This window comes from Tenacibaculum holothuriorum (assembly GCF_002120225.1).
GTDB classification, from domain to species: Bacteria; Bacteroidota; Bacteroidia; order Flavobacteriales; family Flavobacteriaceae; genus Polaribacter; species Polaribacter holothuriorum.
In genome coordinates this window covers 181,107-203,350 of the sequence record NZ_LAPZ01000002.1, presented here as the reverse complement: position 1 = coordinate 203,350, position 22,244 = coordinate 181,107, and the positions used below count along the sequence as shown (strand labels likewise).

Annotated in this window: 25 protein-coding genes; 7 read left to right on the top strand and 18 right to left on the bottom strand. The window is 31.5% G+C overall.

The window, feature by feature from the left end:
- Nucleotides 1-9 precede the first annotated feature (9 nt).
- From WH52_RS03790 to WH52_RS03765, 6 genes are all read right to left on the bottom strand, one after another.
- Complete coding sequence (locus WH52_RS03790) at nucleotides 10-1,050, bottom strand: VWA domain-containing protein (protein ID WP_086029602.1); 1,041 nt, start codon at nucleotides 1,048-1,050, stop codon at nucleotides 10-12.
- A 5-nt stretch (nucleotides 1,051-1,055) separates the two neighbouring features.
- Entirely contained in the window at nucleotides 1,056-2,060 is a 1,005-nt protein-coding gene (locus WH52_RS03785) for a vWA domain-containing protein (RefSeq protein WP_086029601.1), read from the bottom strand.
- Nucleotides 2,050-2,964: a hypothetical protein gene (locus WH52_RS03780; protein WP_086029600.1), complete on the bottom strand. Its 915-nt coding sequence runs from the start codon at nucleotides 2,962-2,964 to the stop codon at nucleotides 2,050-2,052. Before WH52_RS03780 ends, WH52_RS03785 begins: the two co-directional genes overlap by 11 nt.
- A 25-nt stretch (nucleotides 2,965-2,989) precedes the next feature.
- Nucleotides 2,990-3,856 (bottom strand): DUF58 domain-containing protein, encoded by an 867-nt coding sequence (locus WH52_RS03775; protein ID WP_086029599.1) that lies wholly within the window; start codon nucleotides 3,854-3,856, stop codon nucleotides 2,990-2,992.
- Between the two features lie 3 nt (nucleotides 3,857-3,859).
- Nucleotides 3,860-4,189: a hypothetical protein gene (locus WH52_RS03770; protein WP_086029598.1), complete on the bottom strand. Its 330-nt coding sequence runs from the start codon at nucleotides 4,187-4,189 to the stop codon at nucleotides 3,860-3,862.
- An 86-nt stretch (nucleotides 4,190-4,275) separates the two neighbouring features.
- Entirely contained in the window at nucleotides 4,276-5,265 is a 990-nt protein-coding gene (locus WH52_RS03765; RefSeq protein WP_086029597.1) for an AAA family ATPase, read from the bottom strand.
- Between the two features lie 212 nt (nucleotides 5,266-5,477).
- Here WH52_RS03765 and WH52_RS03760 point away from each other — a divergent pair, with 212 nt between their 5' ends.
- Nucleotides 5,478-8,111, top strand: coding sequence for a TonB-dependent receptor (locus WH52_RS03760; RefSeq protein ID WP_086029886.1), 2,634 nt, complete (start codon nucleotides 5,478-5,480; stop codon nucleotides 8,109-8,111).
- A gap of 37 nt (nucleotides 8,112-8,148) precedes the next feature.
- On the opposite strand, the gene WH52_RS03755 is transcribed toward WH52_RS03760, so the two are convergent.
- Complete coding sequence (locus tag WH52_RS03755; protein ID WP_086029596.1) at nucleotides 8,149-8,913, bottom strand: UDP-2,3-diacylglucosamine diphosphatase; 765 nt, start codon at nucleotides 8,911-8,913, stop codon at nucleotides 8,149-8,151.
- A gap of 60 nt (nucleotides 8,914-8,973) precedes the next feature.
- Between WH52_RS03755 and WH52_RS03750 the strand changes: the two genes are divergently transcribed.
- Nucleotides 8,974-9,528 carry an MOSC domain-containing protein gene (locus tag WH52_RS03750; RefSeq protein WP_086029595.1) on the top strand — a complete coding sequence of 185 codons (555 nt, stop codon included), beginning with the start codon at nucleotides 8,974-8,976 and terminating at the stop codon, nucleotides 9,526-9,528.
- Nucleotides 9,525-9,974, top strand: a complete 450-nt coding sequence (locus WH52_RS03745; RefSeq protein ID WP_086029594.1) for a nucleoside deaminase — start codon at nucleotides 9,525-9,527, stop codon at nucleotides 9,972-9,974. The genes WH52_RS03750 and WH52_RS03745 overlap by 4 nt, the downstream gene beginning before the upstream one ends.
- Here the strand turns inward: WH52_RS03745 and WH52_RS03740 are convergent.
- The 3 genes from WH52_RS03740 to WH52_RS03730 are packed head-to-tail and all read right to left on the bottom strand — an operon-like array spanning nucleotide 9,971 to nucleotide 12,339.
- Nucleotides 9,971-10,459, bottom strand: a complete 489-nt coding sequence (locus tag WH52_RS03740; RefSeq protein WP_086029593.1) for a methylated-DNA--[protein]-cysteine S-methyltransferase — start codon at nucleotides 10,457-10,459, stop codon at nucleotides 9,971-9,973. The genes WH52_RS03745 and WH52_RS03740 overlap by 4 nt on opposite strands.
- Nucleotide 10,460: 1 nt before the next feature.
- Entirely contained in the window at nucleotides 10,461-11,558 is a 1,098-nt protein-coding gene (locus WH52_RS03735) for a glycoside hydrolase family 3 N-terminal domain-containing protein (protein ID WP_086029592.1), read from the bottom strand.
- A gap of 16 nt (nucleotides 11,559-11,574) precedes the next feature.
- On the bottom strand, nucleotides 11,575-12,339 hold the full coding sequence (locus WH52_RS03730) for a TatD family hydrolase (RefSeq protein WP_086029591.1): 765 nt from the start codon (nucleotides 12,337-12,339) through the stop codon (nucleotides 11,575-11,577).
- Between the two features lie 36 nt (nucleotides 12,340-12,375).
- Here WH52_RS03730 and WH52_RS03725 point away from each other — a divergent pair, with 36 nt between their 5' ends.
- Together WH52_RS03725 and WH52_RS03720 are read left to right on the top strand one after the other, a co-directional pair.
- Nucleotides 12,376-12,858, top strand: a complete 483-nt coding sequence (locus tag WH52_RS03725; RefSeq protein ID WP_086029590.1) for a retropepsin-like aspartic protease — start codon at nucleotides 12,376-12,378, stop codon at nucleotides 12,856-12,858.
- A gap of 187 nt (nucleotides 12,859-13,045) precedes the next feature.
- Complete coding sequence (locus WH52_RS03720; RefSeq protein ID WP_086029589.1) at nucleotides 13,046-13,261, top strand: hypothetical protein; 216 nt, start codon at nucleotides 13,046-13,048, stop codon at nucleotides 13,259-13,261.
- 57 nt (nucleotides 13,262-13,318) lie between these two features.
- Here WH52_RS03720 and WH52_RS03715 read toward each other — a convergent pair whose 3' ends face one another.
- A complete protein-coding gene (locus WH52_RS03715) occupies nucleotides 13,319-14,506 on the bottom strand; it encodes a pyridoxal phosphate-dependent aminotransferase (RefSeq protein WP_198938369.1) in 1,188 nt (395 codons plus the stop codon).
- 27 nt (nucleotides 14,507-14,533) lie between these two features.
- Complete coding sequence (locus WH52_RS03710) at nucleotides 14,534-15,625, bottom strand: fatty acid desaturase family protein (RefSeq protein WP_086029588.1); 1,092 nt, start codon at nucleotides 15,623-15,625, stop codon at nucleotides 14,534-14,536.
- Between the two features lie 270 nt (nucleotides 15,626-15,895).
- On the opposite strand from WH52_RS03710, the gene rsmG reads away from it, so the two are divergent.
- A complete protein-coding gene (gene rsmG / locus WH52_RS03705) occupies nucleotides 15,896-16,525 on the top strand; it encodes a 16S rRNA (guanine(527)-N(7))-methyltransferase RsmG (RefSeq protein WP_086029587.1) in 630 nt (209 codons plus the stop codon).
- Here the strand turns inward: rsmG and WH52_RS03700 are convergent, their stop codons facing one another.
- The 4 genes from WH52_RS03700 to WH52_RS03685 all read right to left on the bottom strand — a co-directional run bounded on the left by WH52_RS03700 (nucleotide 16,526) and on the right by WH52_RS03685 (nucleotide 19,353).
- Nucleotides 16,526-17,152, bottom strand: a complete 627-nt coding sequence (locus WH52_RS03700) for an arsenate reductase/protein-tyrosine-phosphatase family protein (protein ID WP_086029586.1) — start codon at nucleotides 17,150-17,152, stop codon at nucleotides 16,526-16,528.
- A 10-nt stretch (nucleotides 17,153-17,162) separates the two neighbouring features.
- Nucleotides 17,163-17,630 (bottom strand): DUF6428 family protein, encoded by a 468-nt coding sequence (locus WH52_RS03695; RefSeq protein WP_086029585.1) that lies wholly within the window; start codon nucleotides 17,628-17,630, stop codon nucleotides 17,163-17,165.
- A gap of 49 nt (nucleotides 17,631-17,679) precedes the next feature.
- Nucleotides 17,680-18,015 (bottom strand): ArsR/SmtB family transcription factor, encoded by a 336-nt coding sequence (locus WH52_RS03690; protein WP_086029584.1) that lies wholly within the window; start codon nucleotides 18,013-18,015, stop codon nucleotides 17,680-17,682.
- A 105-nt stretch (nucleotides 18,016-18,120) separates the two neighbouring features.
- Complete coding sequence (locus WH52_RS03685) at nucleotides 18,121-19,353, bottom strand: DEAD/DEAH box helicase (protein ID WP_086029583.1); 1,233 nt, start codon at nucleotides 19,351-19,353, stop codon at nucleotides 18,121-18,123.
- Nucleotides 19,354-19,480: 127 nt separating this feature from the next.
- Here WH52_RS03685 and WH52_RS03680 point away from each other — a divergent pair, with 127 nt between their 5' ends.
- Nucleotides 19,481-20,116, top strand: coding sequence for a YceI family protein (locus WH52_RS03680; RefSeq protein WP_143592041.1), 636 nt, complete (start codon nucleotides 19,481-19,483; stop codon nucleotides 20,114-20,116).
- Nucleotides 20,117-20,182: 66 nt separating this feature from the next.
- Here the strand turns inward: WH52_RS03680 and WH52_RS03675 are convergent, their stop codons facing one another.
- The gene (locus WH52_RS03675) at nucleotides 20,183-21,154 is read right to left on the bottom strand and encodes an acetoacetate decarboxylase family protein (RefSeq protein WP_086029581.1); all 972 of its coding nucleotides are present in this window, start codon (nucleotides 21,152-21,154) and stop codon (nucleotides 20,183-20,185) included.
- Nucleotide 21,155: 1 nt separating this feature from the next.
- Nucleotides 21,156-22,226 carry an acetoacetate decarboxylase family protein gene (locus tag WH52_RS03670; protein WP_086029580.1) on the bottom strand — a complete coding sequence of 357 codons (1,071 nt, stop codon included), beginning with the start codon at nucleotides 22,224-22,226 and terminating at the stop codon, nucleotides 21,156-21,158.
- Nucleotides 22,227-22,244 lie beyond the last annotated feature (18 nt).

Sequence of the window (22,244 nt, the reverse complement as noted above, 5' to 3'; positions counted from 1 at the left end):
GGGCTTCTTTTATTTATCTTCTTCATTAAATAAATCTACTTTCCTAACCCATTTCGTTTTTCTTTCTAAGAAGAAAATATCAATGATTAAGAAAAATAAACCGATAGCTAAAAACCATTGAAACTGATCTTTGTAATCTGAAAACTGTTTAGTTTCAAACTCGCTTTTTTGTGCATTTCCAATAATTTTTTCTATAGTTTTAACGGGTTTTTCTGTTTTATTACCATCAATGTATGTGCCGTTTCCAATTTCAGCAATACTTTGTAATACCGATGGTTTTCTTTGTGTAATAACCGTTTCTCCTTTACGATCTTTTTTATAACCAATTAAAGCATCATTTAGTTTAATTGGAATTGGTCCTCCTTTTTCAGTTCCCACCCCAATTGTATATACTTTTACACCTTCGTTAGCAATATTCTGAGCAATTTGTTTTGTTTCTTCTTGATGATCTTCACCATCTGAAATAATGATAAGAAATTTGTTGGTTTGCTCATCATTATTATAATAAGTTTTGGTTAAATCTAAGGCTTCGTTTATGGCTGTTCCTTGACTTGAAACCATATCTGGGGTTGCATTTTGAAGAAACATTTTTGCTGCTGCATGATCAGTAGTAATGGGTAATAAAGGGTACGCATTACCAGCATAAATAATAATTCCAACTCTGTCGCTTCCTAACTTGTCAATAATTTTTGAAATGATTTGTTTTGCCTTTTCAAGTCTGTTAGGGGCAATATCTTCGGCAAGCATACTTTTAGAAACATCTAACGCAAAAACAACATCAACACCTTCTCTTTTTACAGTTTTAAGTTTGGTTCCCATTTTGGGATTTACCAAAGCAATGATTAAAAAGAATAAACCGATGATTAAAAAAGTAAGTTTTAATACTGATTTAAAAACAGAACTATTTGGTGCCAGCTTTTTTAATAAATCGGCATTGGCAAACTTTTTTTGCGTGCGTTTTTTCCACCATAAAACCAATAAGAAAACAACAATTAAAAAAGGAATAATTGCTAATAGATAAAAATATATAGGTTCTTCAAGTTTATACATAATAATTATATAAAGCTTTTAAATAAGGTGTTTTTTAAAGTGAATTCTAATAACAGTAATAAACCAGCTAAAAATACCCAAAAACGATACTTTTCGGTGTAATTATAATATTTGAACTCTTCTATTTTTGTTTTTTCAAGCTTATCTATCTCGTCATAAATAGCTTTTAATTTTGAGTTATTTGTGGCTCTAAAGTATTTTCCTTCAGTTTCTGAAGCAATATGTTTTAGTAATGCTTCATCAATTTCTACTTTTTGATTTCTGAATGAAATTTGTCCAGTTCTAGGATCTTTTGCCCAAGGAAAAGGTGCCATTCCATTAGTTCCAATTCCAATAGTATATACTTTAATATTATTTCCTTTAGCAAGTTCGGTAGCTGTTTTAGGGTCTACAAATCCAGCATTATTAACTCCATCTGTCAAAAGAATAATAACTTTACTTTTTGCTTTACTTTCTTTTAGTCTGTTTACTGCTGATCCTAATCCCATTCCAATAGCAGTACCACCATCTAATTGTCCCCATTTAATATCAGAAATGGTTCTTTTTACAATAGATTTATCACTGGTAATTGGGGTTTGAGTGAAGCTTTCACCAGCATAAACTACAATTCCGATACGATCGTTAGGTCGTCTTTCTACGAAGTTAGTAGCTACTCTTTTTAAGGCTTCTAATCGGTTAGGTTTTAAATCTTTTGCTAACATACTTGCAGAAACATCGATTGCCATTACGATATCAATTCCGCGATTTGCTTTTGTTTTTTTACTTACTGCTACGTTTCTAGGTCTAGCCAATCCAATAATTAAAAAGGAAATAGCTGCTAAGCGAAGTATATATAAGAGCGGTTTTAATTTAGGTAATATGTTTCCTTTTATCTTGAAACCTTTAGTACTCGACATTTTTAATTGAGCACTATCTTTTTTGCGAGTGTAAAAATTCCAAAAGGCTAATAAGGGTATTAGTGCTAATAACCATAAAAATTCTGGACTATGAAATTCAAAATTATTCAGCATTTTCTTCTACAATTTGTTTTGGTTTCAAATTATTTACTACCTGTTCTGCATCTTTTCTATCTTCTTCTATTTCATGAGATAAAGGCTTCGATTTTGCAAATTTCACTAAATCTGCTTCTTGTAATAGCGCTTTTAACCTTTTTAGAGTTTCTTTATTTGTTTCTATTGATGAAGTCTCTTCCAGATCATTCAATGTTTCCATTAATTCATCGGTAGTACTTTCTAAAGCAGGAACAGAAAGCTCACGTTCTATGTAGTGACGAATAATTCCTGTTAACTCACTATAATATTTTTTAACCTTATTGTTTTGCCAAAGAAGTTTTTTATCTAGTTCTTTAAACTTACTCATAGCTTCTTCGTATGGAGGAAGTGCAGGTTCTACTATGATTTCTTCTGTTTCTTTTTTCTTTTTAAATACGAAGAAATATAATAAAGCAGCAATAAGAACTAGGATTCCGATTGCCCAATAGATGTACGATTTAAAATCATCGAATTGATAAGGTTCTCCTTTAATTCCTTTAATAGGAAATTTTTTAACTTTAGTAGTGTCAATAGCTACGGTAGCTACATTTACTAATAAACTATCTGTGAGATACGCTTGATTTTTAACAAATATTTGTTGTTGAGGAATATAAAAAGCACCGCTATCAAAACCAGTTAAAATGAATTTTTTTACAAGTTTATTTTTTAGCGTATCTGTTTTTAAGGTGTCTATAACTTCAAGTCCTTGAAGTCCTTCAAGTTTTGGAATAATAACATTTTGAGTTTCATTCACAGAGATTTTAAGTTGAAACTGTTCTCCAATGCGAATGTTCGTCGTGTCTAATTCTGCTTTAACTAAAGAGTTTTGCGCAAAAGAAATAGCCGATAGTAATAGAAAAAAGTATAGTAATCTTTGTTTCATAAATGTTACGTTCAATCGAATAGATTTAACCTTTTTGTTTAAAATACCCTAAAAGTTTTTTTACATAACTTTCATCAACTCTTGTGTTGATTGTACCAGCTCCACTTCTTTTAAAAGCATTATGGAAATAATCTGCTAATCGAAGTGCGTTGGCTTTGTATTGAGTTCTTACAGATTTAGAACTTGTATTTACTAAGTTAACTTCACCTGTTTCTGCATCGAGCATTGGAACCATTCCTAAATTTGGAATTTCTTCATCGTGTTTGTCGTAAATACGAATTCCGGTTACATCGTGCTTGTTGCCTACAAGTTTTAAGGTTTGTTCGTAATCATCGTCCATAAAATCAGAAAGCATAAAAACAATGGCTTTCTTTTTCATTACGTTCGATAAAAACTTAAATGCTTGTGCAACGTCAGTTTGTTTACTTTTTGGTTGAAATTCAATCAGCTCTCGAATAATTCTAAGCACATGACTTTTTCCTTTTTTAGGAGGAATGAATAATTCAATATCATCTGAAAAAAGAATTAAACCAACTTTATCGTTATTTTGAATTGCTGAAAACGCTAAAGTTGCAGCAATTTCAGTAACAGTGTCTTTTTTAAGTTGATTGGTAGTTCCAAAGAATTCTGAACCAGAAACATCTACCATTAACATCATGGTAAGTTCACGTTCTTCCTCAAAAACTTTTACATAAGGTTCGTTATATCTGGCAGTGACATTCCAGTCTATAGCTCGAATGTCATCGCCAAATTGATATTGTCGAACCTCAGAAAAGGTCATACCTCTACCTTTAAAAGTAGAGTGGTATTCTCCGCCAAAAATATGATTAGACAATCGTCTTGTCTTAATCTCTATTTTACGTACTTTTTTGAGTAATTCTTTTGTATCCATGTGTTAGTTTAACCATGCTTCTGGTAATGGAGGTAATTCCACCTCAGTAAGCTTACTTTCTTTTTCTATTGCTAAAAAAGGTTTTTCTTTAATAGATAAATTTACATTGTTCTTTTTGCCAATCTCTTCGATTACTTCTACAATGTTTCTCTTTTGAGCTAAGACCAAACTATTCATTTGTAAGTTTGATTCTGTTTGTAAATCAAAACAATCTACATGAAAAGCAGGTTTGTCATCTTGATAAATGATAGCTTCAGTGTTTTTCTTTCTTGGTAATTCTAAAATTTTCTTTGTACCTGTTAGGGTTTTGTACGTTGTTAATTTGAATGTCATTATAGCTAGATTAAGGGGTTGACGATTTTCTTCTTTTTCGAGCGTGTGTTGTTTGGTTAGCTAACAATGATTTTTTATTGTTGTTTTTATGGAACCTCTACTTCATTTATTATAGAGTTAATAATGTCTATAGAAGAAACATTTTCTGCTTCTGCTTCGTAGGTAATTCCTATTCTATGACGAAGAACATCGTAAACTACAGCTCTTACATCTTCTGGAATTACATATCCACGACGTTTAATAAATGCGTAACATTTTGCAGCTTTTGCTAAAGCAATACTTCCACGAGGAGAAGATCCAAAGCTAATTAACGGTTGCAATTTTTCTAAATTGTATCTTTCTGGATAACGAGTAGCAAAAATAATATCTAGGATGTATTTTTCAATTTTTTCATCCATGTATACTTCATTTACAGCTTCACGTGCTTTAATTATTTGGTCGATAGAAATTACAGGATTTACTTTTCCAAAACTTCCGTTTAAGTTTGCACGCATTATAATTTGCTCGTCCTCTATTTTTGGATAATCAATTACAGTTTTAAGCATAAAACGGTCTACTTGAGCTTCTGGTAAAGGATAGGTTCCTTCTTGCTCCACAGGGTTTTGAGTTGCCATTACTAAAAAAGGTTCGTCTAACTTAAAAGTTTCATCACCAATAGTAATTTGACGCTCTTGCATCGCTTCAAGTAAAGCAGATTGAACTTTTGCTGGGGCACGGTTAATCTCATCTGCCAATACGAAGTTTGCAAAAATAGGGCCTTTCTTAATAGAAAAATCGTTGTCCTTCATGTTATAAATCATTGTTCCTACAACATCTGCAGGTAATAAATCTGGGGTAAACTGAACTCTGCTAAAACTTCCTTGTACAGCTTTTGATAATGTATTAATAGCAAGTGTTTTTGCTAAACCTGGCACACCTTCAAGTAGAATGTGCCCATTTCCTAGTAAACCAATTAATAATCGTTCAATCATGTATTTTTGACCAACAATTACTTTGTTCATTTCGTTAACCAATAGGTCAACAAAAGCACTTTCTCTTTCTATCTTTTCATTTATTGCTCTTACATCTACTTCCATAGTTGATATTATGCGTTAGATTTTTAGTGAAACAAAGCTACAATAATAAGAAAATAACTCTTGTTAAAGTAAGGTTAAACCAAAAAAGGAATTCTTTTAAAATATTGTTAATACAGTGATTGTACTATTTTTTAGTATTTAATGGTTTGTTTATAAGGTTTTTAGGAGGATAATTGTTATTATTGTTAGTAACTAACCATAAAAATGATATTATGAATTTTAAAACTAAAATTTTTTTATTCAGTTTTTTAATGCTAGCATTTACTATAAATGCTCAGAAAATTAAAGGTAAGGTTACCGATGAAAGTGGTGAGCCAATACCTTATGTAAATGTACTTGAAAAAGATACATCTAACGGAACTACTACAAATAATGAGGGGGATTTTGAACTGCAAGTAAAAAGTATACCTACCACTATTGTGTTTTCATCTGTAGGGTTTAATACCATAGAGAAAACAGTAAGTGATACTTCTTCATTTACTATTGTTTTAAAAGAAGGAAATGTTTTAGACGAAGTTGTTTTAACAGGTAATCGTTCTAAGCCGAGAACAATATTAGATTCTGCAGTCCCTATTGATAATATTGGTGTTGCAGAATTACAAGCTACTGGACAAACTAGTATTGATCAAATGTTAACATTTACAGTGCCATCATATAACTCTACAAATCAAACAGTTTCTGATGCTACTGCGCATTTCGACCCTGCAGATTTAAGAGGTTTAGGACCAAGTAGAACATTAGTTTTAATTAACGGAAAACGTAAAAATCAAAGTGCATTGGTTTATGTAAATGATACTCCAGGAAAAGGTGAAGTAGGGGTAGATATGAAAAGTATACCAACTGCAGCTATAGAAAGAGTTGAAGTTCTTAGAGATGGTGCTTCTGCTCAATACGGTTCAGATGCAGTGGCTGGGGTTATCAATATTATCTTAAAAAAAGATGTAAGCTTTACCCAAGTAAATGCAAATTCTGGGGTTACTTCAAGAGGAGATGGGTTTAATGTTGATGCAGACGTAAATCATACTTTTACTTTTGGAGAAGGTGGTTTTGTAAATACAACTTTAGGATTTAGTCACCAAGATTATACAGACAGAGCGGGTGAGCCAGGAAAAGATGATTTATTTGGGGTGAATAATCAATGGACAAAAGATAACCCTGATTTAGGGATGATTATTGGTCAACCACAAATGACTAAAGGAGATTTATTTGTGAATGCAGAGTATCCTTTAAATGATAATACTAAGTTGTATGCTTTTGGAGGATTTAATTTAAGAAAAGGTAAAAGTTTTGCACTTTACAGAACCCCTTATTGGGTAACTACAGACTTCGGATTATTGACACCTCAAGGAGCAACGTATAATGGTTTTCAACCAACGTTTGAAACTGATATTACAGATGTCTTATTCACAGCTGGTTCAAAGTTTAAGTTGGGTGAGTTTAATGCAGATGCAAGTGTTTCTTACGGAGGGAACTCTGTTGATTATACTATAGGGAATACTATTAGTCAAAGTTTGGGAGCTAATAGTCCAACTTCTTTTGATGCTGGAGCCTATTCTTTTAGTAATATTATTGGAAATTTTGATGTTAATCGTTCTTTTGGAGATGTGAGTATAGGTTTAGGTTTAGAAGGAAGACAAGAAAGATTTAAAGTAACTGCAGGGGAAGAGGCTTCTTATGTACAAGGGCCTCAATTAGACCCTAATGGTAATCAATATTCTCCAGGAGCTCAATCTTTTCCTGGGTTACAGCCAGGTAATGCATTAAATGAAACAAGAACCAATATCGGTGCTTATGGTACTTTAGATTGGGATATTTCCGATGATTTTTTAATTGGAGGTGCAGTTCGATATGAAAATTATTCAGATTTTGGAGGAAACACTTCATGGAAGATAAATTCAAGATATAAAATAGCTGAAACAGGTGTGTTAAGGGCATCTTATAGCACTGGTTTTAGGGCTCCATCATTACATCAGGTATATTTAAGTAACGTACAAACATTAGTTTCTGGAGGGACAATCTCAAATCAAGGAACTTTTAATAATGTGAGTCAAGTTACTCAAGACTTAGGTGTGGCATCATTATTTGCTGAAACTTCAAAAAATATTTCTGCTGGTTTAACTATTAAAGCTTCAAAAGATTTTACAATCTCATTAGATTATTATAATGTAAAAGTTGAAGATAGAGTTGTTTTTAGTGGAGAAATAGGAGCGACTGATGATAACGGAAATGTAAATGCTGCGGTACAACAAATTTTAACAAACAACTCAGTAACAAGTATCAAATTCTTTATTAATGCAGCTAATACAGTTACTCAAGGTTTAGATTACACGATGCGTTTGAAAAACATTGATTTTGCGGGAGGTAAATTAGGAATTAATTCAGCATTAAACCTTAACAGAACAGAGTTAGAAGGAACAGTGAAAACTCCTACTCAACTTAGTAATTATAAGAATAAGATATTTAACCGTAAAGAACAATCTAGAATTGTTAGCGCAAGACCAAATATGAAATATTTATTAGGCTTAGATTATAAAATAAACAAGTTTACAGCAAACCTTAATAATACATACTTTGGAGAAGTAACTTGGTTGCATGCATCTGACCCAGGAAAAGATCAAACTTTCTCAGGTAAAATAGTTACTGATTTATCTTTAGGTTATGAGTTTTCTAAAGTTATTTCTGCTAGAATTCAGGTAAATAACTTATTTGATGTTTTTCCTGATGAGATAAATACTTTTGGAGATCCAGTTACCGATTTAGGAGGAAGGTTTAGATATCCTTGGGAAGTGAATCAATTCGGGTTTAACGGTACTTCTTTTAAAGCAGGACTTACGTTTAAATTTTAATGAAACAGAAAAAAGCACCTAAATTTAGGTGCTTTTTTTATTTGTATTCTTCTAGTTTTAATTCTTGATTTTCAAAAACTCCGTAAGTATAATAGTTAATCCAATCTCCAATGTTTAGGTAAGTACTTTTATCATTTAGAGAAATATTCATTGGTAAATGTCTATGACCAAAAATAAAATAATCGTAATGTTTAGTTGTTAGCTTTCGCTTGCAATATTGAACTAACCATTCATTCTCTTCACCTAAAAACTTTGCGTCTTCATCACCAGATATCAATTTGTTTTTTACCGACATGTATTGACCTAATCGAACTCCTAAGTCTGGGTGTAACCAGCGAAACATCCACTGAAAAGGTTTAAAAGTAAAGACTTTTTTCATGCGTTTGTATCCTTTATCATGAGGTCCCAACCCATCACCATGACCAATCAAGAATAACTTTCCGTTAATAGAAAACTCTTGGGGTTTATGATATACAGGGATATTTAGTTCTTTTTCAAAATAATCATTCATCCATAAATCATGGTTTCCTACAAAAAAATAAATAGGAATACCACTATCTTTAATTTCGGCTAACTTTCCTAAAACACGAACAAATCCTTTAGGGACTACTGTTTTGTACTCAAACCAAAAATCGAACAAATCACCTAATAAAAAAATAGCTTCTGCGTCTTTTTTTATTTCATTTAACCAAGCAACAAATTTTTGTTCTCTAGGAAAACTTTGTTCAGGTGTAGGAGCTCCTAAATGCTGGTCGGAAGCAAAGTATACTTTTTTATTTTCTGATGTCGTAATAGAAATCAAACTCAAATTTTTGGTAAAAATAGCTATTTTTATTTGGCTAACTTTGTAAAAAGCTTTCGTATGTATATTGAATCGACTAACCTAGGAGAAAAAAGAGAAATTAATTGGAAAGGAAAAATAGTAACTACAGGTATTTTTAAATTTCCTGTTAATGAGCCTTTGTTTTTAGATGTTGAAGAAGTTAAAAATGATGTTATTTGTAATCGTGAACATCATGGAGGTGTAGATCAAGCTGTATATGCATATTCAATCAAACATTACGATTATTTTAAACAATTATACCCTGATTTAGATTGGGAGTTCGGAATGTTTGGAGAAAATCTCACCTTGTCTACTCTTGAAGAAACTGAGGTTCATGTAGGTGATACTTATAAAGTTGGAGAAACAATTTTAGAAGTAACCAAACCACGACAACCTTGTATGAAGTTGGGAGTTCGATTTAACGATATGAAAGTGGTTAAACAATTTTGGAACTCTACAAAAAGTGGTGTGTACTTTAAAGTGTTGCAGGCAGGAAATGTGAAGAAAGGAGATCAGTTTGAATTATTGTCGTCTGATAAAACTCAACCTACGATTGCTGATATTTATACTAAAAAGAGAAAAGAAAAATCATGATAAATCCTTTTGACGATGTGTACTTTATGAAAAAAGCTTTGCAAGAAGCACAATTGGCTTTTGATAAAGGAGAAGTTCCTGTAGGAGCTGTGATTACTCATAAAGATCAAATAATTGCAAGGGCGCATAATTTAACAGAAATGCTCAATGATGTTACTGCGCATGCAGAAATGCAAGCCTTTACTGCTGCTGCCGATTTTTTAGGCGGAAAATATTTAAAAGATTGTACATTATATGTTACGCTAGAACCTTGCCAAATGTGTGCAGGAGCTAGTTATTGGGCGCAGATAGGAAAAATTGTATATGGAGCAAGTGAGCCAAAACAAGGCTTTAGTGTTTTGAATACTCGAATCCACCCAAAAACAAAAGTTGTTTCAGGTATTTTGGAAGAAGAATGTAGTTTCTTGTTGAAAAAATTTTTTATTGAAAAACGAAATTTGAATTAAAATAATGTCTGTTGTTTAGTACCACTTTCGTGTTCTAATAACCACTTTTTTCTCCAAACTCCACCTGCGTATCCAGTTAACGAACCATCAGATCCGATGACTCTATGACATGGGATTACAATCCAAATTGGATTTTTACCATTGGCAGAAGCAACCGCTCTAATCGCTTTTACATCACCTAGAGCTTTGGTTTGCTGTAAATAACTTCGTGTTTTGTTAAAAGGAATATTCAATAATTCTTTCCAAACCGATTTCTGAAAATCGGTTCCTTGTGGATTTAGTTTCAAATCAAATTTCTTTCGTTTACCATCAAAATACTCTTCTAATTGAAGTACACAATCTTGTAAAACATTCGGAATTTCTTTTGGGATGCTGAGCGTAGTCGAAGCATCATCTATCACAGAAATTGCTTGAATTCCGTTATCATTCCCAATAATTTTGGCAATTCCGATAGGAGTTTTATAATATGTAGTAACTAAATCCAATTTACAGTAAACCTAAGCAAATTTTTAAACGAATAATCTTTTTTACCGATTGATATACTTGGGCTTTATACGCAGCATCGATATTCATTTCGGCTAAAATTTTGTGTTGAGTATCAACTTCATCAATAGGCATTAATATCATATCGCAACCAGCTTTTGAAGCTTTTAAAGGAGCGTCTTCTAAGTAAGTTACTGCCTTCATAATATTCATGGCATCTGTAATAATTAATCCTTTAAAGTTTAATTTATCTTTTAATAGGTTGGTAACAATATTTTTCGAACAACTTGCAGGTAAACCATTAGTAGCGTATTGATCGTTGTTCTTTACAGTAATATGCGCTATCATAATAGATAAAACATCTGCATTTATTAACGGTTTATAAATGTCTAATTCTTGTAACTCACCATCTATATAAACAGATTGTTTGTGCGTATCGCCTTTAACCAATCCATGACCAGGAAAATGTTTAGCAGTACCAATTATCTGACCTTTTTGTGTGCTATTGATAAAGGCTTTACTTAGTTTTATTACATTGTTTTTGTCGCTACCAAAGCTTCTGCTTTTTATAGCTTCATTGTTAGGGCTTATGTCTACAACAGGAGCAAAATTTTGACGAATACCTAAGCTTAAAAGCTCTTTGTTGATAATATTAACAACACTATCACATTCTTTACTGTTTTTAATATCAATAGCATTTGGTAATGGTTGCGATCCTTTAATTCGTCCTTTTAACAAACCAGGTTCAGCGTCCATACTATGTAATAATGGGAGTTGTTTGTTTTTTGAAGCAATACTATTTAAATCAGTAATAAGACTTTTATGACTTTTTTTAGTTCCTTTTAAATAAATAACTCCGCCGACTTTATTTTGTTGAACTAATTTTTTAACCGTAGCGTTGTCTTTTCCTAGTTCTCCAGCAGATGTAACAATCATTTGAGAAACTCTTGCAGAATCATTTAACGATTGAAAAACAGTATGTACCTTATGTTCTAATTCTGAATTATACTTGTAAAAATCTTGTAAATTGAACTGTTTATCTTGGCTAAAACCTAGAATACAATTCAATAAGAAAAATAAAGTTAATACTGCTTTTTTCATAAAATTAGGATGTGAATTATATTTTAAACACTTCTTTAGAATTCTGAGTTGTAATTTCTGAAATTTCTTCGAAACTTAAACCATAAATGTCTACTAATTTGTCTATCACATTAGTTATATAAGAACTTTCGTTGCGTTTTCCTCTGTATGGAGTAGGAGCTAGGTAAGGAGCATCTGTTTCTAAAACGATATGCGATAAATCTATTTCATTTAAGAATTTGTCGATTTTTCCATTTTTAAAAGTAGCAACACCACCAATACCTAATTTCATATTATATGATATGGCTTTTTTTGCTTGCTCTAACGTTCCAGTGAAACAGTGAAAAATCCCGAATAAATCATTTCCTTTTTCAGTTTCTAATACTTCAAAAATTTCATCAAAAGCTTCTCTACAATGAATCACAATAGGAAGTTTTTTTTCTTTAGCCCATTGTATTTGTGTTCTAAAAGCTTCTTGTTGTTGAGGTAGAAAGGATTTATCCCAATACAAATCGATTCCTATTTCGCCAATAGCGTAAAAATTACGTTTGTCAATCCACTCTTTAACATGCTGTAATTCTTCTTTGTAATTCTCTTTTACAGATGTTGGGTGTAAGCCCATCATTAAGTACACATCGTTAGGGTAATTTTGTTCAAGAGTTAACATTCTTTCGGTATAAGAACTGTCGATTGCAGGAATAAAAAAACGCGATATCCCAGCATCTTTAGCACGTTGCATCATTAAATCTCTGTCTTCATCAAATTGCTCTGAGTATAAGTGTGTATGTGTATCTGTAATCATTATATACGTATCTTTGCGGGAGCAAAAGTACAAGAAATGGCAAGTTTGAAAAAAGTATTACGAAAAAAGAAGTACGTAAAAATTAAACTAAAAAAAATAGTTACCAATCACTTAGAGTTAACTGCAGAATTAAATGGTGTGAAAGGTCGATTTATTTTAGATACAGGCGCTTCTAATTCTTGTATTGGGTTAGATTTGAAAGAACATTTCAACATGACATCAGAAGAAAGTGATGTAAAAGCTGCTGGCGCAGGTGCTGTTGATATGGAAACTCACAAATCTGAAAACAATTCACTAAAAATAGGAAAGTGGAAGAATAAGCAATTTAATGTAGTTTTATTCGATCTGTCGCATGTAAACACCGCTTTAACGCAGCATAATGCTGACGAGGTTCATGGAATTATTGGTGCCGATGTTTTAGAAAGTGGAAAGGCATTTATAGATTATGATAAAAAAGTATTGTATCTAAGAAGGTTGAAAAAGAAGCAGTTAAAGAAACTTTTTAAAGTGCCTTTTTAGAGTTTTTTTGTTAAAAAATGTTAAAATTAGAACTCGGTTTATACATTTTTTATCGATTTACGTAAACCAATTTTACTGAGTTTTTTGAAAAATAATTGATGTTTTACAAAATGTTACGTGCAAAAAAGTATGTAACATTTTTTTATGGTGTACGTCGAATAGATGTAAATCATTTAAATCAACAACCATGAAATCATCAGTAAATAACTTAGTATTAGAAAGAGGAATTTTATCCTCCGTTTACAAACAAGAAATTAAAAGAAACATTCGTTCAATGAAATCTGAATCATTGTCTAGAATTAAAAATAAATTAAAAAATGATAGCGCGAAATTTTATAGTGAAACTGCCATTGCTTTAAAAGTTTCAATGTTTGCAATCATCTTAGTACTACTAGTTGTATAAATAAAAAAATCTCATAACTAATGTCATGAGATTTTATAAGTTATATGTAGAAGTTGTTTAGCTTAAAACCTTTTTTATTCTTTTAACAGCCTCACGTAATTGTAATTCAGAAGCAGCATATGATAAGCGTATGCAATTTGGTGCACCAAATGCTTCACCAGTTACGGTAGCTACATTAGCTTCTTCTAATAAAAGCATAGAAAAATCGTTAGCATTTTCAATCTTTTTTCCTTGAATTGTTTTTCCGAAGAAAGCAGAAATATCAGGGAAGATATAAAACGCACCTTCAGGAACATTCAATTTAAAACCATCTATTTCACCTAAAAGTTGTAATACTAAATCTCTACGGTTTTTAAATTCATCAACCATATATTGCACTTTTTCAGGAGATGCCTTTACTGCTGTAATTGCTGCACGTTGTGCGATACAATTAGTTCCAGAAGTAATTTGCCCTTGCATTTTTGTACACGCTTTGGCAATCCACTCTGGAGCTCCGATAAAACCAATTCTCCAACCTGTCATAGCAAACGCTTTTGCTAATCCGTTTACAGTGATTGTTCTGTCGTACATACTTTCGATTGCAGCAAAACTAAAAGGTTTGGTTCCGTAGTTTATATGCTCATAAATTTCATCTGATAGTACAAAAATATCAGGATATTTTTCTAATACTTTAGCTAATGCTCTGTATTCTTCTTCACTGTAAATAGAACCACTTGGGTTATTTGGCGAATTAAAGAATACCATTTTAGTTTTTGGAGTAATAGCAGCTTCTAATTGCTCTGGAGTGATTTTAAAATCTGTATCAATCGAAGATGGAATTTCTACAAATTTAGCTTCACAAAGCATTGCTATTGCTGAGTAACTTACCCAGTATGGTGCTGGTAATAAAACTTCGTCTCCAGGATTTAATAAAACTTGCGCTACATTGGCTATAGATTGTTTAGCCCCTGTAGAAACGACTACTTGACTAGGTTTGTAAGTTAGATTATTATCTCTCTTAAACTTCTCGCAAATAGCTTCTTTTAATTCAGCATAACCGTCAACAGGAGTATATGAATTATAATCTTGGTTGATAGCTTCAATAGCTGCGTCTTTAATAAAATCGGGAGTGTTAAAATCTGGTTCTCCTAAACTTAAGCTAATAATATCTTTTCCTAAAGCTTTTAATTCCCTTGCTTTAGCGGCCATTGCTAAAGTTTGAGATACAGGCAAACTGTTAATTCTGTCTGATAAATGTTGTGACATTTTGTGTGTTGTTGTATTGTGTTTTAATTATGCTATTTGTGGTTGTTTTCCCAATTCAGCTAAATGTTTAAAGTGCTCTATGATAGCTCTTCTTGTTGTTTTATATTCGTGATAAGGTAAGTTAAACTCCAAAGCAGTTTGTTTTACAATTTCTGCTAGTTTCTTATAATGAACATGAGAAATATGAGGGAAAATATGGTGTTCTACTTGATGATTTAATCCACCAGTATAAAAATTAATTAACCAGTTTTTAGGTGCAAAATTTGCGGTTGTATATAATTGATGAATCGCCCATGTGTTTTTCATGTTTCCATTTTCATCTGGCGTAGGCATTTCAGTTTTAGGTACAATATGTGCTAATTGAAAAATTACACTTAAAATAATACCTGCTGTATAGTGCATTACAAAGAAACCGATTAATACTTTCCACCAAGCAATATCTAAAACAGCAATTGGTAACACAATCCATAAAGCATAGTAAGCTATTTTAGAAATAACCAATTTAGTCCATTCAGTAGCAGGATTTGGAAATTCGCCGTACGATAATTTACGCTTTAAATAACTACGCATTTGTTTAAAATCGGTAGTAATTGCCCAGTTTATAGTTAATAAACCATATAAAAATACTGAATAGTATTTTTGAAACTTATGAATCCATAACCATTTTGCATGCTTAGAAAAACGGATAACTCTACCAGCATCAATATCTTCATCATGATCTGGAATGTTTGTATAGGTGTGGTGTAAAACATTGTGTTGTACCTTCCAGTTATATACGTTTCCCGCTAAAATATAAATGCTGCTTCCCATTAATTTATTAACCCATTTTCTTTTTGAAAAAGATTCGTGGTTAGCATCGTGCATTACATTCATACCAACTCCAGCCATACCTACACCCATCACTACTGCTAGTAAAAGTTTAATCCACTGAGACATATCAACAGTAAGGATTAGTATAAATGGAACAATAAAAATTCCGAACATAATAATGGCTTTGGTGTATAACTTCCAGTTACCAGTTCTTTTAATGTCGTTCTCTTTAAAATAATTGTTAACTCGCTTATTCAGCGTTCTAAAGAATTTAGCTTTATCTATTCTTGAAAAATTAACAGTCTTCATCTGTTTTAAAATTTTAAATTTTCTGAATGCTCAAAGAAATTTCAAATCATTCAGTAACTCACATAAACCTTAACCATTTCATTATCTATCTTTTAAATAATAAAATTTATGTTCGTTATTATTTGTTGTTGTTTGTTTGAATCGCAAAAATAAACGTTTTTAGTACATAGTTATTGCTAAAAAGTTACTTTTTAATGACAGAAGTATCTTTTGTTTAATAAATAACGAATACCAATTTAGTTTGCTATTTTTGCACCGAAATTTGTACCCATGGAAATCTTACATAAATACTTTGATAATCTTACAGAACAACAAATAGCACATTTTTCTAAACTTCAGGAATTGTATGAAGATTGGAACTTAAAAATTAATGTGGTATCTCGTAAAGATATTGATGAACTGTACATGCGTCACGTACTACATTCTTTAGGAATAGCTAAGATTATGGAGTTTGAACCAGGGACTAAGGTTATGGATGTTGGTACAGGAGGTGGTTTTCCTGGTATTCCGTTAGCAATATTATTTCCTGAAACGAATTTTCATTTGGTAGATTCTATCGGAAAGAAAATTAAAGTGGTAAATGAAGTTGTAGAAGGTTTAGGTTTAGAGAATGTAAAAACTACTCACGGTCGTGTTGAAGAGGTAAAAGAAACGTACGATTTTATTGTAAGTAGAGCAGTGGCACAAATGGAAACTTTTCATCGTTGGATTAAAGATAAGGTGCAAAAAAAGCAAAATCACGAACTTAAAAATGGAATTTTATACTTAAAAGGAGGTGACTTAACAGAAGAACTTGCTAAGTTTCCGAAAGCCACCATTTATAATTTATCTGACTTTTTTGATGAAGATTTCTTTGAAACCAAAAAAGTAGTACACTTACCAGTTAAGTTTAAGGGGTAATTAGGTAATCGAAGAAAATACATACAACATTTCAGAAGCAATTTGCAAGCTTCTTTCTAAATACTTTTCTTCTTGTAAAGGCGTATTGTCATACACCTTAGGGTCTTCAAAAGTTATTGGAACTCTTTTTTCTGCACCAGCTATAAAAGGACAACCTTCATCTGCTTGAGAACAAGTCATGATTGTACAAAAACCTGAAGTTGGGTTAAAATCATTATCAAATTTTTTAGAAAACCCAATGATTGGCATGCTGTTTTTAGCATATTTTACAGCATAAACAGGATTCTCTCCTTGTGATAACTGTTGAATTTTAAATCCATTTTTTGATAGGGCTTTTACTGCATTTGGATGCATTGCGGTTGTTTCTGTTCCGCCAGAATAACAATTCACTTGAGGAGCATTCGTGTAATGTGCCATGGCTTGTGCCCAAACTTGTGATAAATGACTTCTTCTTGAATTGTGAGTACAAATAAAGTTTAGATTAATCGCTTGTTTCGCATCTACTTTTTCTTGGATGTAATCAATTAAAGGTTGTAATGTTTCTTTTCTTTCTTCGCTTACTTTTGAAGATAATCCAGAAATAGTTTCTGATATTTCAGAAAATAGTGTTGTTTTTAATGTTTCCATTGATATAGTTTTAACAGCATCCTGAATTAGGAGCACAAGCAGTTTGTAGCTGTAACTCTGATAATTTTACTTTTGGCTTTTCTTGAGGAATTCCGCAGTTGTCTTTCGCTAAACAATCGGTGTGTTTTGTGGTTAACAAAAAGTTTGTTCCGTCAAAATCTAAGGTGTATTTTTCTATAGTACTACCTTGAAATTCTACTTCAATTTCTAAATCAGGAATATTTAATGTTTTTTCAGATAATTCAATAATGTGAATTAATTTTTCAGGGTGTAGTCTGTGATCATAATCATCAGCATCCCATAATTGAAAATTTACTACTTCGTCGTGTCTTACTGTTCCTCCGCAATCAATAAAATGTTTAGTTATTTTTCCAACTTCAGTTACATGAAAATGTCTTGGTACTAATTCACCATTTGGTAATTGAAATGCGATGGTTTCTAAATTTGATAAATGCTTTTTTATTTCTGATAATTTCATAATGATAATTTATTTATTGTAATATTGCGATTAATGTGTTTAAATTTTTTTAACAGCAATTGTTAGTTTTAGCTGCAATGTCTAAATCAAGAAACTGAGTTAAAAGAGATTTAATTTCGTTCCATTTTTCAGTATTGATACAGTAACAAACACTAGTTCCTTCAATAGTTCCTTGAATAATATTTAACTTTTTTAATTCTTTTAAATGTTGAGAAATGGTAGGTTGTGCTAAACCAATTACTTCTACTAAGTCGCCACAAACACAAGAGTTAATTTTAAACAAATGCTGTACAATAGCTATACGTGCAGGATGGCCCAATACTTTTGCTATGGTTGCAATGTTGTTTTGTTCTGTTGTGAATATTTCAGATTTAGTTAATCCCATTTCTTTTATTTCTATATTGCAATATTACGATTAATAATTGATTTGAAAGAAAATTTCATAATAATATTTTCTTATGGTTCTATTAGAATAGGTTATTTAGTAAGTTTAGTACCAACGCTTTTTCTTTTTTTTAGAGTTGACAGATTTCCTACTTTTCTTATGTTTACTAACCGTATTGGGTTGTTTTTTAGGTTTGGGTTTAGCTAAAGGAAATGGATGGTCTTCAATAACTTTAATCTCTCTTTTTAAAGTTTCTTGAATTGTTTTTATATAGCTCAGTTCATCTTTACTACATAATGAAAATGCAATCCCCGATTTTCCTGCCCTACCAGTTCTACCAATTCTATGAATGTAAGTTTCGGGTATGTTAGGTAAATCAAAATTAATAACAGCATCTACTTTACTAATGTCAATTCCACGTGCAGCAACATCGGTTGCAATTAAAATAGTTGCCTTTTTCTCCTTAAAATCTTCAATAGCTTTATTGCGAATAGCTTGAGTTTTATCACCATGAATACTGGTAACTTTGTATCCGTTTTTAAGTAAGGTCTGTTCTAGTTTATCAACACCAAATTTTGTGCGTCTAAAAATGATGATTTTACCATGAATCTCATTTCGTAATAAGTGTAAACATAAGTCAGTTTTGTTTCTCTTAGGAACATAGTACAGTAGCTGGCCAATATTTTTTGAAGTACTTCCTGATGGCGCAATTGAAATTTTCTCAGGATTAGTAAGCATGTTTTTTGCTAACACATTAATTTTATCTGGCATGGTAGCAGAAAACAATAAGGTTTGTTTTTTACGAGGACATAATTCTTCAATACGTTTTACATCTTCTATAAAACCCATATCGAGCATTAAATCGGCTTCGTCTAAAACTAATGCTTTTAGCTGGCGTAAATCAATATCTCCTTGCTTATGAAGATCGATAAATCTACCAGGAGTAGCTATTAAAACATCAACTCCTTTGTTTAATACATCTTTTTGTGGTTGCAATGACATTCCTCCAAAAATAGCAGTGCTACGGAGATTGGTGTATTTTCCGTAGAGCTTAAAACTTTCATGAATTTGAATTGCTAATTCTCGAGTAGGGCTTATTACTAAGGCTTTAATTTTTTTGCCACCTTTTGCCGTATCCTGTTCTTTTAATAAACTCTGAATTATAGGTAGCGCAAATGCAGCGGTTTTACCAGTTCCGGTTTGTGCGGTTACAATTACATCTTTTTTGTTCAACACAATAGGGATTACTTGTTGTTGTACTTCAGTAGCTGTGTGATGTCTACTTTCTGTAAGAGCTTTTAATATGGTTTGGTGTAATTGTAATTCAGAAAACTGCATTGATTCTTTTTTTTGCAAAGGTAGACTAAAAGAAGTGATGTTATAGGTTTTACACTTTTTTTACATTTCATTGACACTTTTAAAAACAAGTCAAATTAATTTAGATGGAAATATTAAAATCGAGATTATGAATACAATTAAAAAAGGAATTTTTGTAATAGGAATTATTGCGACTGGTGCTTTACTAAGTGGTTATATAACTAGAACATCTACATCTTTTAAGAAAGAAGTAAAAGAAGAAATGGTAAGCAAAACGAACAAAATGATTAACATGTTTGTAACTCACGGACATTGCAGTACTCCTTTTGCTGGTGTTGTGGATAATTTAGATGTGAATATTCCTGTACGATCTGATATGGGAAATCCTTTAGAAGATATAAGTATTTCTTTTGAAGTAGATCCGAATTCATTCAAGGCGTGTAGAGGAGATAAAGTAGAATTAACTTCAAGAATTAAAACTCCAGGAGTATTTATTGGAAATAACGATGAAAAAATCATTTTTAAATCTACCAATGTTTATACTATGGGAATAGATTGGTATCAAATAAATGGAAAAATGACAGTAAAAGGAATAGAGAGAGAGGTAAAGTTTTTTGCTACCGGGATTCGAAATACTTATGATGTTATGACCAATTCATTAGTGTTACAAGGACAAGTAAATTTATTTGATTGGGGAATTGATTACGATAAATTGGTAAATGGAAGGTCTGAAGAGATTTCAACCAAATGGTTATATCTAAATATGAAAATTGACTTGTGCTAGTAGAGATAAAAAAAGAACTAAACCTTAGATTTAGTTCTTTTTTTACTGTTTTATACTAGAAGTTTTTTAAAATGCACTACCTGTTAAACCAAAAGGAATTGTATTGTGCATATAATAAGCTCCAATGATTCTAGATGGTTTTAACTCTAAAGGGCTTACAGTGTTACTATCTTTTTGTTCAGTAGAAATATTAAATGTAACTTTTCCTTGACCTTCTTTAAGAGTTATACGATCTGGCACTACTTTAGCAATGTCTAAAATACTTTTGCTGCTTCCGTTGCCATTATTCGTTTTACTCATCTTAATTACTTTTCCACGAAGAATATTCATTTTTGGAATTAAAGACAGTTCTTTAAGTTCTTTCTCTTCGTTGTTGTTAAATGAATAATCTTTTGTGTTTATACTTAACGACATTGTATTGTTGTTTCCATCTGTAACTGTGGCGTTATATGTCGTTTTAGAACGAGAGAACTCAATTTCTCCCATAGTCTTAGGAAGTCCTAAGCGGATAACTCCCATTCTCATTGATTCTTCGCTTGTAACTGGCATATATATACAATGCCAAATTTCTTCACCGTTATACTTTCCTAAAAGAAAAATAGATGCTTCTTTATAAGGTTGAGTTTGTCCTTTCATTTTATAAAAATCACTTATAAATGTATAAACCAATAAACGATTGGGCATATCAAACTCTTCAGGTAAAAGTTTACGATAAGTTTCTTTCTCTTTGGTTTCGTAATACATAAATATACCGTCGTTTTCTAAGTATGTATATTTATTAGATGAATTAGATCTTTTTAACTCATCTAGCGTAAGAAAACCATCGTTATTTGTGTCAAGATAAATAAAGTTTTGAGCTAATTTTTTTGCTCTATCAGCTTCTTGTTTGCTGATTTTTTGATCTTTATTCCTATCTAAAAATCTAAGAACCTTATCAGGAGTAAATCGTTTGTTGTTCTGTTTTTGGGCAAAACCAGCAATTGAAGAACATGTAAATAAGATTACTGTTAACCCTGTAATTATAGTTGTGTTTTTCATTTTAAAATTGATTTCCAGTTAAACCAAAAGGAATTGTATTTTTTAGGTAGAAACCACCAATAACACGAGATGGAGTTAAATCTAATGGATGATTAAAAGAAATAGCATCTGTATTTGTAGTTATTGTAGCTTCTCCAAACTTTAATGTTATTCTATTAGGAACTTGTTCAGCAGTTTGAATAACGCTATTCGAATTCCCGCCAGTATTCCCAACTACAACGATATTACCGTTTCTAATTTGTAAAGATTTTAATAGTTGTAAATTAATCATTTCTTGTTTTATATCATTATCTATGGTAAAGTTTTCAGTATTAATACTCATATCCATAGTTCCGTCTAACTGATTTTTTGCATCTCCATAGTAAATAGGATTGTCTCTAGTAAAATTAACTTCTCCGATAGTTTTTGGTAAACCTAATCCAAGTATACCTGCCCACATCGAGTGTTCGTCAGTTACAGGCATGTAAACACAATGAAAAAACTCTTCTCCTTGATATTTAACAAGTATAGATAGCGCATTTTCTTTATAAGGGGTAGCTCCGTAATCTAATTTATAAAAGTCATTAAAGAAAGCAAAGACAACCATTCTACTTGGCATTTCAAACTCGTCTGGAATTAAACTTCTATAAACTTCTTCATTATCTGTTTCATAATACATAAATATTCCATCATTTTCAAGATAACGGTAAGGTGTATGACCGTTATCAGGAATGTTATCTATAGTAATTTCTACTGTTTTAGTATCTGTTGATATTCCATTAGAAGAAACTAAAGTGATAGAATATGTTCCGTTTTTTATATAAGATACAGTAGGGTTTTCTTCGGTTGTATTATCTGAAGTTCCATCTGGAAATGACCATTCGTAAGAAGTGGCATTTTGAGATAGATTCTTTATAGTAACAATGGCTTGGTTCTCACCTAAAAGGACTTCTGTTTCGAAATCGGCAACTACTTTGGGTTCTGGTATATTATCATCTTCACCACAAGAAAAGAAGATAATACTTATAAGAAGGATTAAAATTGATTTTAAGTTGTTCATGTCTAAAAAGTTTTTGTTTAGTACTATAGACATTGAAATTTTTAAAAGGTT

Coding starts and splice junctions, on each gene's coding strand:
- WH52_RS03790 (WP_086029602.1), bottom strand. CDS start 1,050: ATGTATAAACTTGAAGAACCTATATATTTTTATCTATTAGCAATTATT.
- WH52_RS03785 (WP_086029601.1), bottom strand. CDS start 2,060: ATGCTGAATAATTTTGAATTTCATAGTCCAGAATTTTTATGGTTATTA.
- WH52_RS03780 (WP_086029600.1), bottom strand. CDS start 2,964: ATGAAACAAAGATTACTATACTTTTTTCTATTACTATCGGCTATTTCT.
- WH52_RS03775 (WP_086029599.1), bottom strand. CDS start 3,856: ATGGATACAAAAGAATTACTCAAAAAAGTACGTAAAATAGAGATTAAG.
- WH52_RS03770 (WP_086029598.1), bottom strand. CDS start 4,189: ATGACATTCAAATTAACAACGTACAAAACCCTAACAGGTACAAAGAAA.
- WH52_RS03765 (WP_086029597.1), bottom strand. CDS start 5,265: ATGGAAGTAGATGTAAGAGCAATAAATGAAAAGATAGAAAGAGAAAGT.
- WH52_RS03760 (WP_086029886.1), top strand. CDS start 5,478: ATGAATTTTAAAACTAAAATTTTTTTATTCAGTTTTTTAATGCTAGCA.
- WH52_RS03750 (WP_086029595.1), top strand. CDS start 8,974: ATGTATATTGAATCGACTAACCTAGGAGAAAAAAGAGAAATTAATTGG.
- WH52_RS03745 (WP_086029594.1), top strand. CDS start 9,525: ATGATAAATCCTTTTGACGATGTGTACTTTATGAAAAAAGCTTTGCAA.
- WH52_RS03735 (WP_086029592.1), bottom strand. CDS start 11,558: ATGAAAAAAGCAGTATTAACTTTATTTTTCTTATTGAATTGTATTCTA.
- WH52_RS03730 (WP_086029591.1), bottom strand. CDS start 12,339: ATGATTACAGATACACATACACACTTATACTCAGAGCAATTTGATGAA.
- WH52_RS03725 (WP_086029590.1), top strand. CDS start 12,376: ATGGCAAGTTTGAAAAAAGTATTACGAAAAAAGAAGTACGTAAAAATT.
- WH52_RS03720 (WP_086029589.1), top strand. CDS start 13,046: ATGAAATCATCAGTAAATAACTTAGTATTAGAAAGAGGAATTTTATCC.
- WH52_RS03715 (WP_198938369.1), bottom strand. CDS start 14,506: ATGTCACAACATTTATCAGACAGAATTAACAGTTTGCCTGTATCTCAA.
- WH52_RS03710 (WP_086029588.1), bottom strand. CDS start 15,625: ATGAAGACTGTTAATTTTTCAAGAATAGATAAAGCTAAATTCTTTAGA.
- rsmG (WP_086029587.1), top strand. CDS start 15,896: ATGGAAATCTTACATAAATACTTTGATAATCTTACAGAACAACAAATA.
- WH52_RS03700 (WP_086029586.1), bottom strand. CDS start 17,152: ATGGAAACATTAAAAACAACACTATTTTCTGAAATATCAGAAACTATT.
- WH52_RS03695 (WP_086029585.1), bottom strand. CDS start 17,630: ATGAAATTATCAGAAATAAAAAAGCATTTATCAAATTTAGAAACCATC.
- WH52_RS03690 (WP_086029584.1), bottom strand. CDS start 18,015: ATGGGATTAACTAAATCTGAAATATTCACAACAGAACAAAACAACATT.
- WH52_RS03685 (WP_086029583.1), bottom strand. CDS start 19,353: ATGCAGTTTTCTGAATTACAATTACACCAAACCATATTAAAAGCTCTT.
- WH52_RS03680 (WP_143592041.1), top strand. CDS start 19,481: ATGAATACAATTAAAAAAGGAATTTTTGTAATAGGAATTATTGCGACT.
- WH52_RS03675 (WP_086029581.1), bottom strand. CDS start 21,154: ATGAAAAACACAACTATAATTACAGGGTTAACAGTAATCTTATTTACA.
- WH52_RS03670 (WP_086029580.1), bottom strand. CDS start 22,226: ATGTCTATAGTACTAAACAAAAACTTTTTAGACATGAACAACTTAAAA.